The organism is Pseudoalteromonas holothuriae, from assembly GCF_945859825.1.
Classification (GTDB): Bacteria; Pseudomonadota; Gammaproteobacteria; order Enterobacterales; family Alteromonadaceae; genus Pseudoalteromonas; species Pseudoalteromonas holothuriae.
On record NZ_CAMAPC010000003.1, the window covers coordinates 381,453 to 395,462 of the forward strand.

The window sequence follows — 14,010 nt, forward strand, 5'->3', positions numbered from 1 at the left end:
TATGAGAATAATTATATCTTTCCTTATTGCATGTAACTTTTTATTCTCTAGCCAAGCTGCGGTTATTCCAGCTGATAAACTATTTTCCAGTCCAAAATACAGTAAAGCTAAAGTATCTCCTAATGGTCTCTTCTTATCAATTACTGAGAAAGATGAAAAAAATACATACTTTAAAATTATCAACCTTGAAACATTAGAAACGTTTAATGCTAAGTCGTTCCAAAGCAAAACCAGAATTAAAGAATATTCTTGGCTAAACGATAGCAAAATCCATTTCAAACTATACAAAAACAGCAAAGAAGTAGAATACATTCTTGCCTTTACATTCAAAGACAATGTTAAAGATACGAGGTTTTATACTTTAAATAACGGGTATATGGTTGACTCTTTGCCAACAGAACCTAATCACATATTGTATGGAAGAAGAAATAATCAGCATCACAGGCTCTATAAAGTCCCTATTGATGACTTTAAATACAGTTTCAGCAAAATGAAAAACGCAAAACTGCTCGATGATGCCCAAAAGGAGATCATCGGTTACTCATATGATAATCACTTTGAGCGTATCATCACGACCGAGTTAGATTTACAAAATAAAGAAATAATATTTAGATGGCGAGAGCTAAGTAGCTCCACATGGCATACTTTATTTTCATACAGCCCTAAAGATTATCACATCATTCCTGCAGGATTTATTAGTGAAGATGTAATTGCTGTTCTATCAAATAAAAATACAGATAAAGTAGCGTTGCATGAATTTGATATAAAAACACAAACTTTAGGGAAAGTTTTATTTGAACACCCACAATATGACCTAATTGACGCTCAATTCAATAAGCAAGGACAGCTTAAATCAGTTTCCTACTACCAAAAGGGCGTATACACGAGCCAGCACTTTGACTTGACGAAGAAGAAACTAACGACTCAATTAAAAAAAGCTTTAGATAATCATGAAGTGTATATTATTGACTCAGACCATAGTAACACTAAAAAACTACTATATGTAAATTCAGCTTCTCACCCAGGGGCTTACTATCTATATGATTCAAATATAAATAGAATTGAGCTGTTATATGAATCTTTTCCAGATTTAATGAGCTTTAATTTTGCACCTAGTAAATACCTTTCAGTCACCAGCAAAGATGGTACTAAGCTCGACGCTTTCTTAACGACACCCACGGGGATAGATCACGATACATTGATTGTGATGCCCCACGGCGGCCCTATTGGCATACACGAAACAGACTATTTTGATCCAAATATACAGTACCTCGCAAATCGAGGCTTTTCTGTACTACGTGTGAATTTTAGAGGTTCAGCAGGTTATGGTAAAACGTTCCTACAGCAAGGAGTTGGACAATTTGGTCAACTCATAGAGCAAGATATCACTGCGACTGTAAACCAAGTGCTTCAATCCCACCAGTATAAAAACGTATGTGCAATGGGAAGCAGTTACGGTGGTTACTCCTCAGTTATGCTCGCGATGAAGCATCCACAGCAATATTCATGCGTTGTTGCAGCCTATGGTATTTATGACCTCCCTTTGCTCTTTAATACGAGTAATTACCGCTCAGGGGATGAGTATCGCTCACATATAGAAGGTGTTGTTGGAAAACTCGATGATTCTCTCACCAAACTCTCTCCTGTTTATACCGCTCATAAACTTCAAGCCCCCCTGCTTTTGATTGCAGGCGTGGACGATGAAGTTTCTGGCATTGAACAATCAAATAGATTCAAGTTTGTGCTTGAGCAGAATAATAAATCGGTAGATCCTGTTTTTTATCGTAAGACAGGACACGGACATTCATCTTGGTTGTGGGAGAGACACGAAGCAATTTTGAAAGCTGATTTTTTATACACAACATTAGGACTTAAAACGCATGATATAAAAACCCTTAATGAAATGGAAAAGGAATCATTGAGAGAAGATTATATGCTACTAGCCGACTCTTTCGAGTTTGGTTATCTAGTTGAAAAAGATGCTAAGAAGTCCTATCGCTATTACTTAAAAGCAGCAGAGCTTGAAGATGCAAGAGCATTGTTTAATATTGGCAGTTTCTTTCATCGAGGACAGATGGTCGAATATGACTTCAAAAAAGCAATGGCAAACTATGAACAAAGTGCAAATCTAGGGTATGCAAGCGCACATAGTCGCTTAGGTCAACTTTACATGGAAGGCATGAAAGTAGAAAGAAACCATGATAAAGCTTATAAATACCTAACTGAGGCCAATAGACTTGATGATTCATATAATAATGTCATGTTACTTGGCCGATTCTTTTGCACAGCAGACGAACAATATAAAAATATCGATACCTGTATTGAGAAGTTCACGTTAAAAGATACTCATAAACTATCAAATAAAAAATCAAGGAAAGTGTTCGATCAAAGAAGAAGTGAATTAGCCAAAGCATTCATGCAAGGGCTCTACACCCCTGAAGAGATAGCTAAGTTGAAAGTCTTTATGAAAGAGACTTATAACTTAACCCACTTAGACTTTGAGTTAGACGTAGAAGAAGCCGGCATTTTTGAATATCGACTAGGTGATAAATACCGAGAGTCAGGCCGCTATCATCAGATCAGTGATGGCTATCATGTAAAAGGTAAAAACCTGTCTTACGGCTTAAGATTCACGACTGATATCAGCGGTATTGATATGCGCACACACAGAACCGCACTAATTATGATGTGGACAAAGCAGTCTAAAGATGGAAAAAGTGAACCTGTTAAATATTCTCTTTTATGGGGAAATCCTCGCGAAGACTTTATAGCAATCCGTAGTGTAGAAAGTAATGACGACAACACAAACTATAGCTTACAGATATATAACTTAGACAAAACACTTCTCTACTCTAAATCGTTTTTGGTCAGCCAAGAATAGTTGCTCCATCACATACTTGCCGACAAATAACATCTCACTAACATGAGGGCCGCAAGGCCCTTTTATCGTTTTAAAGCCATAAACTTTTTACCGCGCACACGTCTTTTTGTTACCATATTTCCTACATAAAGCAGGGCTGATATATTCATTTTTCATAGCCTAGTCACTCCTTTGAAAGTCTTGTACCTGCCATTACAATTTATAACACGTACTATGATTTTATGCGTAGTCTTTGTCATAATATGTACCTAAACTATAGAAACCACAGCGTTACAAATTGTCAAAAATGCTTCGTTTTAAAAAAGGATAAATAGTATGCAAATCTATTATTTACAAATGTTGAGTGAAACTGACCTAGCGCCCTCCCCTTTACCTGACGACCTCAGTATTGTTGAAATAGAAACCATACAACCTGAGTTCAATCTTTTTTTATACTCGTTTGTTGGCAAGCATTGGCAATGGACTGGTAAATTAACTTGGTCTTTAGCGCGTTGGCAGAACTATATTGAGTCAAATAAAATACGCACTTGGGTCGGTTATAGCAAAGGCGCTATTGTCGGTTACTACGAGCTAAACCCTAATACAAAAAACGAAGTTGAAATCATGTACTTTGGGTTAACAGCCTCTTTTATTGGCAAGGGATACGGTGGCGCTTTATTAAATCACGCAGTAGAGTCTGCATGGGCCATTGAAGGAACCAAAAAGGTATGGCTTCACACGTGCGATCTTGACCACCCCAACGCTCTAAATAATTATAAAAAAAGAGGCTTTTCTTTATATAAAATTGAAACTGAAAATAGCTAATTAAAAAATAAACTTATTTAAAAATATACGCTACAAACCAAGTAGAGCTTGAATTAAAAATTAAAAGCTTATAAATCAATGTACTTTATATTTTTTATAAGCTGCATAAGAGAGTTTAACTTTATTTAATTAGCACAATCACAAAAAATTCCTTAAATATTGGCAGTGAGAACAATACAACCATTTAAGGAACAATGATGAAACCAGCAATAAAAATACCGCTACTTTTAGCTGCGTTGTTATGTAGCATTGGCGCTTATGCAGCCAAAGATGCCCCAATCATGTTTGATGACTTTAGTTATAAAACCTTTGTTGATGCCACTAAAAATGGCTGGCAAATTAGAACCCAAACAGGGCATCCTGGAATTAAAGGTGCTAAATGGTGGCAAGAAGGGGTATCGTTTCACCTCGATAGTTTGGATCATAATAACACGGTGATGAGACTTACCTCAAAAACCGACGGCAGTGCTGAAAATACTCGCCACACTCAGGTATGCCATAAACGAAAGTACCGCGAAGGCATTTATGCAGCGCGTGTTTTCTTTAACGATAAACCACAATATGGCCCCGATGGGGATGGTGTTGTTGAGACCTTTTATGCCATAAGCCCTCTGGCAGCTCCCATGGACCCAAACTATAGTGAAATGGACTTTGAATATTTAGCTAATGGCGGCTGGGGTGAGGGTAATAAAACACTGTTTGCTACCTCATGGGAAACCTTTAAGCTCAACCCATTTACTAAAGTGAATGAGTACAGCACGCTACAAAATAGCTTACAAGGGTGGAACACATTATTGCTAAAAGTAACAGATAACCGACTACGCTATTATGTAAACGGCAAACTCTTCGCCGACCACGGACCTGAGGTTTACCCAGAAGTAGCAATGTCAATCAACTTTAATTTGTGGTTTATAAGCGAGCAGATTGTACAAAGCACAGAAATGCGACAGTATTACCAAGACATTGATTGGGTTTACTTTTCACAAGATACCACCCTTAACACCCAAGCTATCACTCAAAAAGTTGCACAGCTACGCAGCAAACAAATTCAACACATGGATACGGTGAATGACTGGCGTCCTAAACTAGATGATTACTGCAGCCTATAACAACTCAATTAACGGTATACGGTGATTGGTCATTAAACCATGCCGCCACTCTGGTAATTAAATGAGGTTTGTCACTATAACGGGCAACTTGCTGCGCGCTCAGTGCTAGTTGCTCGGCTTCAGTTAATTTATTTTGCTGCTTAGCAATATCTGCTTTGGCCAATAGTACCCATACTTGATTGGCGGGCGCTGCGTGATCATCCGCAATTTTTTGTGCTTGTTCCAAATACACACCTGCAACATCAAATTGCTGTTGCTGCGCCGCAATACGTGCCAATTCAATCAGTGCAGCAGTTTGTCCATATTGGCTATAAAAAGATTGATGATACTCAAGTGCCTTAGTCACTAATTTTGTGGCTTGTTGAAAATCTCCCTGCAAACGCTTAATTTTACCAAGTTCTTCATAAGTATAAGCAATAAACAACTCATCTTGCTGGGTTTGGGCCAGTGTCTGCGCTTTTTCAATATAAAATTGCGCATCACTTAACTCCATTATTCGTGCCTTGCCTTGTGGCCAATTGATCAGTAAATACCCAATCATAAGGTGCGCCCTAATAAGCTCACGATTGTCAAAAGCCCCACTTTGCTCAACCGTTGTCATAAGTAAAGTGATTGCCTTAGAATGTAGACCTTGGTTTGCATAGCTTGCTGCCAAATAACGCCTAGCTGCCAATAGGTTAGGTTCTGTTTGAAGAGCAGCCAAAAATAAAGGAACAGCTTGCTGGTAGGCTTGCTTCAAGTATAACTCCACACCGCGTGCAAATGCTTCGTTACTAAAGTCACTATCCCAATTTTGCACATTAGCGTGCCTTTGACTTGCGTACTTATGCGCAAGTGTTACATTCAGTTGCTCAAAACTTTGCTCAATGCTTTTTGCAAATTCCACTCCCTTTTCAATACCATATCCAAAAAATAGCGTGTAATGCAATTGAAAGTCCTGAGGGTAGCCAGTTAAACGCGTGTAAACCAATACTGTTGCCTCCAATTTTTGCCGCAAAAAAGCCAGTTTATTCGCATCAAGTGATTGCATACCATACTCTGAACGATGCTCAAGCGCATACAAAACTTGATCATGACCAATAACAGTTAAATCGGTGTTTGCTTTAAGTTGTCGCGATAAATACTCCATTCCTCTTAATGGCACCCACTGATGAATATTATCGGAAATATCATTCTCTACAGGTAAAAATGCAATGCTAAACGCGTTGCCTTGCTGTTTTGAATTAACACTTATAATAAGGGTAAGCAACAAACCAATGCCTATGATTGCACCAATAAACACAGCAATACGGTTGCGTGTGTTAATGGCTGTGATTGGAGCTACCCATTGGTAGCCATCTTTAGGAAAAGTCTTTATGACTTGCGAACCCAGCACATCTCGCAACTCTTTTATAGACTGTGTTAATACCTGCTCTTGTACAACAACATCATGCCAAATTATATCTAATAGTCGCTTTTTTGAAACTACCTCATCAGCATGTTGGATCAACATAATCAGTACTTGCAATGTTTTTGCTCGCACCGCTTGGTTCTTGCCATTTTTTGAGATAACACCTTGTTTTAAATCTATATAAAACCCTAAGCATTTGTATTTATATGTACGCTTACCTGCGATCAGACTCAAATTATACCATCTCAAAAATAACTGTTAGCCATTACTTTAAAGAACTATTAAACACACAACAAGTGCTAATAATTAGTAACGAGACTATTACATAGCCAGTTTGTGTGTTTAGTATGATTTTTAGTTTTATAAAGAAGCCATATTTTTTATCACAACTCAATTTTATAACTGTGGTAGTTTTTGCTTCGTCGATTATCCCTTGTAAAAGAATCACTAATCTAATAAGTTGCTCTTGTAAAACTATCTAATACATGGAAAGTACGATGACACCAAACTTCATTTTCAAATTCATATGCTGTTTCGCATTGATAATCACTTGCCAAGTTTATGCAAAGCAGCAAAAGCTGTTACCTAATGATGGTCAAGCAGAAGATCAGTTTGGCTATAGTGTCGCGATTGATGGCACAACCGCATTAGTTGGTGCACTCAATGCGGATGATAATGGTATTAAAAATTCAGGTGCCGCCTACATCTACACCTTAGACTCTACAGGTTGGCAACAACAAGCAAAATTAACGTCTGAACCAGCTTATGTTGATGACACGCTTGGCGGTAAAGTAGCGTTAAAAAACCACATTGCCATGCTAGGTGTGAGCCGAAGGGATGATAAAGGTGAAAACTCAGGTGCTGTGTTTGCTTTTGAAAAAGATGCCAATACGTGGTCGCAAAAGCAAATTTTAACAGCAGAAGATGCCAAAGCAGGCGACGCTTTTGGTCAAAGCATTGCTATGACAGAGCACTTTCTTGTCATCGGAGCGCCACACAGTGATGCACCTCAAAAAGATTCAGGCTCAGCTTATGTTTATAAACGAAACAATAATACATGGCAATTTCAAGCTAAACTTACAGCAAATGATGGAGCAGAAGGCGATTTATTTGGCATAAGTGTCGCGATTGATGATAACACGATTCTAATTGGTGCTGACTTAAATGATGAAAAAGCAGAAAAAGCAGGTGCTGTATATGCCTATGTTTTCGACGGTAAACAATGGCATCATCAAGCAAAGCTTATGGCTAAAGATGGCGCAAAAACGGATATATTTGGCGTAAGAGTGGCGTTGTTTGACGACACAGCATTGATCTCCGCCAGAAGAGACGATTTAAAAGGCGTAGGCATAGATGCGGGCTCTGCCTATATATTTAAGCGAATCAAAGAAAAGTGGACTCAAACACAAAAGTTAGTAGCACCTGATGGTAAAGCCGACGACCGATTTGCTCGTGGCGTGGCGCTAAACAAAGATACAGCCCTGATCAGTGCTATGCACCATGATGCTAATGGTAATAATGCGGGTGTTCTTTATATATTTAAAAAGCAACTTGGCCTATGGCGTTATACATCAAAAATTATGGCAAATGATGGTAAGTCCGATGACAGGTTTGGTTGGAATATCGCCCTCAATAACAATACTGCGATAGTTGCTGTTCCTCATCGTGATGATCATGGTAATGCATCGGGCGCTGCTTATATTATTGATTTATAACATTGAAAATCATTTTATAGTGAACAGTAAAACAGCCTAGTGTTGAATTTATAATAGCACCCTCATTATTTAGTGCTTAGATTCACCTATCATATTCATCAAAACCTCGGTGCGCTGAAACGCTTAATCAAATGTGCCAAAACTAGCCATTGAGGTCATTCATTTTTGTGTTTCACTTGCGGTGTAACGAAATTAGTAACCTCGCTAAAGCCAAAAAACAGCTTAAATAGAGCATCATACATACAAACAAAATACCCCGCTTATAGTATTACACCAATTTTATTAAAACATTGATCATTTAGAATAACGACATACCGGAACTTTTGCTTAGTTACTGGGTCATTTATCTATCGCAATATCTGATATTAAAACTCATTAACCCTAAAACTTATGCATTTTTAATAACACTGTTTTCACAGTTTAGTATAGAGACTACACCGCATGTTCATGCGCTAATATTAACTGTATTGATATGCATTAGTTTAAAGGCTGTCATCGATGGTTTGTGGTTATTAGCAGGTGGCAAAGTTAGGTAAAGTGCCAAAGAGCCGTCAATACATAAAACGGCTCAATGAGTTGTGTTCATTTTCGATTTTAGTGGTCGCGTCAGTCTTAATTAACCATTAACCCTGACGTTCAAGTGCCGCACCATAAAAACCATCAAAGTCGCTATTGATACCAGGCTGCAGGTGCAACTCTTCAACAAGTTTAAACTGCGTATTATTAGCCAAAAAGGTTTGTACTTGCTGCTGGTTCTCACTCGGTAGAATTGAGCAAGTTGCATACACCAAGCGCCCGCCCGGCTTACACATTTGGCTGTAACGCTGCAAAATTTCAGCTTGGAGTGACACCAATGCGTTAATGTTTTCGCTTTTTAAAAGCCATTTAGCATCTGGATTTCGACGCAATACGCCAGTACCAGAGCATGGCACATCTAATAACACACGGTCAAATTTATTTTTTAAGCGTTTGATAGTTTTGCTATTTTTAATTTCTCTTGTTTCAAGCATATGCACACCTGCACGTTTAGCACGCTTTTTTAGCGTATCTAATTTGTGCTGGTGAATATCCATAGCAAGCACATAGCCTTTGTTTTGCATTAACGCAGCAATATGTAAACTTTTACCACCAGCACCTGCGCATGCATCAACTACACGCTGACCCGCTTTTGGTTCAAGTAGCTGAGCAATTTGCTGTGAGCCTGCATCTTGCATTTCAAACCAACCTTGTGAAAACGCTTGAGATTTGAATAAGTGTCCATATTGCGTTACCTCAAGTGCCTCGCTACTTGGCAAGTGCTCACATTCAATTTTTTCTTGAGCAAGAGAAGTTTTTAAATCGCTAAGGCTACACTTAAGTGTATTTGCTCTGAGGTAAGTTTTAGCAGGTACATTTAAGCCCTGAGCGATAAGGGGCCACTGCTCTCCCAATTCCTCAGACGCTTTTTGCCATAACCAATCAGGGTAACTGTTCACTTGTGCAATACTGGCCTGCGCCAAGTTATTATTAAGCTTATCAATATCCAAGCTCTTAAACTCAGGCCAATCAGGCACTTTACTGGTACTTAACAATTGATAAGCACCCCAAATAGACCATACTAATACGCTTTTATTGTCATCACCATTTAATGCCACAGTCAATTTGCGCCACCAACGGATAATATTATAGGTGTCTGTTACAAAAGTTTTTCTTTTTAAAAGGTCCCAATATGGCTGCTCGCTTAGAACTCTTTCGATCACTTTGTCAGCATATTGCTCTGTAAACATGATTTGCTCTAGAGCTGAAATTTGCGTTTCTACATATTGACGTTCTGCGTACACAGACAACCTCATTATTCAATAATATCAGCGCCAATTGTAACTTTTTTTCGTTATGACAGCGAATAATTCTAATCTGGTTAGCTCATTAAAACGAATTACAGTAAATTATTTTCCGACTAAACAATGCACTTATATCCCAATAAATAGTTTTCATTTTAACAATTATTTACATATCTATTATTGCCTGAAATTCACTATCAGTTACCATAGCTATATATCTAGCTTGCATAGCCAAACACTATCTTTTTTACTTAATAGTAAGTTATATAGGTAAAGGTTAGGCAGTAACACAAAGCATGGATGATTTTTGTTGAACTAGCCTACTCTATGTTTAACAACAAAGCCGATAGTGCCCGCTATCGGCTTTTTACTAAATGACTACTTTAATGTGTTATTTAGCATCTCGAATAAATTTCCAAGGCTGAGAGTTATCTGGAATATCACCTTTAGTCCACCACTTGGCCTCGTAAATTGCGCCTTTGTAACTTGCTTGATCGCCGCCTAGATATACTTTATCTGTATCCCAACCAGCTACACCACCCACTGGCGGCTCATCTACAGGAGGCTCGAGCGTGTCTACAACTCTTACAGCAGGCCAGCTCGCATGCGATTGGTAAAAGTTAGTTACACACTTTTTATAATCACCTGGAACCAGCGCCGAGTAAGCCGTTTGGTAACCCACTAATTTACACTCAAATGAATAGCCACCGGGTCTATCTGAGTAATAAGCCCAATCTCCTTCCCAGTTGGTATAAAGTACATCGGTCGCACCATTTAAATTCAAACTTCCATAGGGCGTTTGCTGCCAACAAGTATTCTCTTCATCTGTTTCAATAGGAATGTTATAATAATGCGACAACCCTTCCCAATAACGAATACGATTAACAGGTTGGCCTTTATTTTTATTTTGTGCGCCACATTCAATACCACCATTGATCACATTAATGGTAGTACCGAATCCGTAGCCAATACCAGCATCTTGTTCACGCTGCGATGGTAACCATGTTCTATCAATCACATGTAACATGGCAGGTTTTGGCGCTTGTGGGGTTAAAAAGAACCAAATAGCCGACGCTAAATTTAACCAAGAGTCAGCTACCAACCCTGGATTATTTAGTAATACTGTTGCATCGCCATCAAACATCACTTCTGAAAATGCGCCATAGTTAAAATGATAAGAGAGCTGTTTAGCGCCACGGCCAAAGTATCCTTGCCCATCTGCACATGGCCAGCGTCTGTTTTGCCAATCATTTTGGCCACATCCAGTGGTATAACCAGGTTGGCCCTCTGCCCAGCCCATTTCTCTAACATGCACTAATGCTTGTTGCCATTCCTCTAGACCTTGTGGGTTATCAGACACATTGTCTTTGCCAATATGCCCACCTGTTTCTTGTGCAAAATGTGCAAAGGCAGTGATAATTGATTTTTTACAGATTTCATCTGCATTTCGGCCATCTGTATAGTCGCCACAAAATGCAGGAAACTTACCAATAGCACGTAAAAATCGCGTGTAGGTATATTCTGGCGCCGCCATGTGCGTTAAAAAGTCCCATTGGGCTTGCGGGAATACACTTTCTACCCGCTTTACATTACTTGGGTTTGCAGCACGACCCGGCAGAATTGCTTCTACAGAAGTGTTATCAAGTGTTTGTAGCGCTTTTGCCCAAGTTGCATACATCGGATTGCTTGTTTTGCTTTTAGCTGCCTCGGCTAATTCAACTTTTGAGACTAAATAGCCACCAGGGTTTTGCGGGTCCGGTTCGATAGTCATTGCACTTGCAGACGCAATAGCGACTAAATTTAGCGCCATCATTATAGGGGTTAACTTATACATGTTGTTCTTCCTTTTTATATGTTGTATCGAGTGAGAAACAAAAAGTTTACACACTGATTTAAGAGTATTAACCAAATGACATCGCTGTCAATGAATTTATGTGAAGGAATGTAACAATTAAATAGCTCAATTAGCATTCAAAATTCAAAGCATAAATATGCAATCTGTTCATTTTTAAATAAAATAATTTATCTAAACGCCCTTGTACCTGCATTTTCATGAAGATTTATTATCAAATTCACAGTAAGGTAATAAAGTGAAAATAATTCAGGTGAATTGGGTATGATTATAACGCAATTGCGTTCAGAGCATTTTGAAGCCGTAGTAAAACTTGCTAACCAAGTGCATGGTGAAAACTACCTTGATATGCAGGGTATAAAAAAAATGGTTGAAGCTGGAACTAAGTTTGAGATTAACGCTTGCTTTGTAGCACTTGATGAAAAAAATCAACTTATTGGCTTTAGAACCAGTTACGCCGCAAAGCAATGGTCAATAGATAAATGGTGCACCCCAAAAGCGTGGCCCGTTTTACCATCTCAAATGGCTTACTTTAAATGTATTGCTGTTGCACCTGAGGCGCAAGGACAGGGTATTGGCCCCAAGTTATTGCATGCTTCAGTTGTGGCATTAAGACAGCAAGGTGCATTAGCTGGTGTATCCCACCTTTGGAAGCAAAGCCCAGGCGGTGGCGCGGTTAAATACTTTACCAAGGCTGGCGGTAAACTAGTTAAAACACATAATGACCGTTGGTTAGAGAACTGCATAAATGATGGCTATAAATGCACATTATGCGGTAGTGAGTGCCATTGCCAAGCCGCTGAAATGGTGCTGCTATTTTAACCTTTAAGAATAAAAATGACTATGAACAACAATCATTACGACCCACTAACCCATATGAACTGTCAAGCGTCAGGCTACGCACCAAGCTATTGGGCAAGTACCATAGATTTACCAACGCCAAATAAGGCACCTAGCAACGATACGCATTTTGAAGTCGCTATTATTGGAGGTGGTTTCAGCGGCTTGTTAACAGCCTACTATTTAGCACATCATCACAATATTAGCTGTTGCGTTCTTGAAGCTAATCAAGTGGGTTTTGGCGCCAGTGCACGCAATGCTGGTTTTGTATTAAAAGGATCTGGACGTTTAAGTTACCCGCAAATGGCTAACAAGTGGGGAATGGATATCTGCCAAGGTATTTATGATGAATTTAGTGAGGCCGTGAGTCGGGTTGAATCTTTGATCAGCGACCATAATATCGATTGTGAGCCTCAAGCTAAGGGCTATTTAAAAGTGGCTCATAATCAAAAAGCAATGCAAAACCTACGTGCTCAAGCAAACTTTTTGCAGAGCTTAGGCGGCAATGCCCAATTTTTAACACCATCAGAGCTTGAGCAAAGTTATATGCTAAATCAACAAGCTTTTGGTGCAATGCGCTTACCTGATGGATTCGGCGTAAACCCTTTGAAGTTACTACTTGGCTATCGAGATATGGCAATTAAAGCGGGTGTAACTATATATGAAAACTCACTCGTAACTCATGTTGAGTCAAAGAATAAACAACATAGGTTAAGCGTCAATAATATATCGATCACTGCTAAGACTCTAGTCTACGCTGGCAATGCTTATAATAACAAACAGTCTCATACACTTATAAATAATCGCTACCTGCCCATTTTAAGTAGTATTTTAGTCACTCGTCCATTAAGTGAAGAAGAACTTATGCTTACTGGCTTGAAAACCCACCAAGTCACCATGGACACTCGAACTCTAAAATATTATTACCGTTTATTACCAGATAAGCGTATTTTATTTGGTGGACGAGGCGCTGTATTTGCAAAACATCAAGACTCCCCTGTTTATCTTAATAATTTAAAGCAAGGACTAGCCGATATTTTTCCTTCGCTTACCAAGATTGAGCATGACTATTACTGGAATGGCTTTATTGCAGCAGCACTGGATGACATGCCCCATGTTTATCTAAATAATAACGTAGGCTATATTCTTGGTTACTGTGGTGCGGGTGTATCATTTAGCGCGCAAGCCGCCTACAGAATGGCTCAATTGGTTGCACAAAAAGCAGTGCCTAATTTACCTTTATATCAAACTCCCCTGCCGTATTTACCCTTCGCCAGCTTTAGACGATTTGGCCAATTAGCCTATTATCAATACGCACGGGTCAAAGATAAACTAGGGTAAGCGCGATACCAGTTGCTAATCACAACTAGTATCGCACAAAATAGCCAAACACAGGCGATGCAACAGCTTGTTACCCACTTTATTCTACAATCAAGTGCCAATAAGCTGTAACAAGTATTTACCAACGAAAGTGCATTGCACTTTCGTTTTCCTCTAGCAATAAATCAATACATTATTCGTATATTGTCCATTTCACCTAATCATAACTTGCATCAGCCAACTAATCCTGTTTAATTATTGTGGACAAACATAATTCAA

9 protein-coding genes are annotated in these 14,010 nt (G+C 38.9%); 6 read left to right on the forward strand and 3 right to left on the reverse strand.

Features of this window, described 5'->3' with window-relative positions; genetic code table 11:
* Position 1 precedes the first annotated feature (1 nt).
* The 3 genes from OCI93_RS05930 to OCI93_RS05940 all read left to right on the forward strand — a co-directional run bounded on the left by OCI93_RS05930 (position 2) and on the right by OCI93_RS05940 (position 4,794).
* Positions 2 to 2,881 (forward strand): prolyl oligopeptidase family serine peptidase, encoded by a 2,880-nt coding sequence (locus tag OCI93_RS05930; RefSeq protein WP_261625999.1) that lies wholly within the window; start codon positions 2 to 4, stop codon positions 2,879 to 2,881.
* A 315-nt stretch (positions 2,882 to 3,196) separates the two neighbouring features.
* On the forward strand, positions 3,197 to 3,685 hold the full coding sequence (locus tag OCI93_RS05935; protein WP_261626000.1) for a GNAT family N-acetyltransferase: 489 nt from the start codon (positions 3,197 to 3,199) through the stop codon (positions 3,683 to 3,685).
* A gap of 197 nt (positions 3,686 to 3,882) precedes the next feature.
* Entirely contained in the window at positions 3,883 to 4,794 is a 912-nt protein-coding gene (locus tag OCI93_RS05940) for a glycoside hydrolase family 16 protein (protein ID WP_261626001.1), read from the forward strand.
* 4 nt (positions 4,795 to 4,798) lie between these two features.
* Here OCI93_RS05940 and OCI93_RS05945 read toward each other — a convergent pair whose 3' ends face one another.
* Entirely contained in the window at positions 4,799 to 6,418 is a 1,620-nt protein-coding gene (locus OCI93_RS05945) for a winged helix-turn-helix domain-containing protein (protein ID WP_261626002.1), read from the reverse strand.
* A 263-nt stretch (positions 6,419 to 6,681) separates the two neighbouring features.
* Between OCI93_RS05945 and OCI93_RS05950 the strand changes: the two genes are divergently transcribed.
* The gene (locus OCI93_RS05950; protein ID WP_261626003.1) at positions 6,682 to 7,899 is read left to right on the forward strand and encodes an FG-GAP repeat protein; all 1,218 of its coding nucleotides are present in this window, start codon (positions 6,682 to 6,684) and stop codon (positions 7,897 to 7,899) included.
* 623 nt (positions 7,900 to 8,522) lie between these two features.
* On the opposite strand, the gene OCI93_RS05955 is transcribed toward OCI93_RS05950, so the two are convergent.
* Together OCI93_RS05955 and OCI93_RS05960 are read right to left on the reverse strand one after the other, a co-directional pair.
* Complete coding sequence (locus tag OCI93_RS05955; protein WP_261626004.1) at positions 8,523 to 9,719, reverse strand: RsmB/NOP family class I SAM-dependent RNA methyltransferase; 1,197 nt, start codon at positions 9,717 to 9,719, stop codon at positions 8,523 to 8,525.
* 391 nt (positions 9,720 to 10,110) lie between these two features.
* Positions 10,111 to 11,553 carry a chitinase gene (locus OCI93_RS05960; protein WP_261626005.1) on the reverse strand — a complete coding sequence of 481 codons (1,443 nt, stop codon included), beginning with the start codon at positions 11,551 to 11,553 and terminating at the stop codon, positions 10,111 to 10,113.
* Positions 11,554 to 11,835: 282 nt separating this feature from the next.
* Here OCI93_RS05960 and OCI93_RS05965 point away from each other — a divergent pair, with 282 nt between their 5' ends.
* The gene (locus OCI93_RS05965; RefSeq protein WP_261626006.1) at positions 11,836 to 12,393 is read left to right on the forward strand and encodes a GNAT family N-acetyltransferase; all 558 of its coding nucleotides are present in this window, start codon (positions 11,836 to 11,838) and stop codon (positions 12,391 to 12,393) included.
* Between the two features lie 21 nt (positions 12,394 to 12,414).
* Positions 12,415 to 13,752 carry an NAD(P)/FAD-dependent oxidoreductase gene (locus OCI93_RS05970; protein ID WP_261593762.1) on the forward strand — a complete coding sequence of 446 codons (1,338 nt, stop codon included), beginning with the start codon at positions 12,415 to 12,417 and terminating at the stop codon, positions 13,750 to 13,752.
* Positions 13,753 to 14,010: the final 258 nt, after the last annotated feature.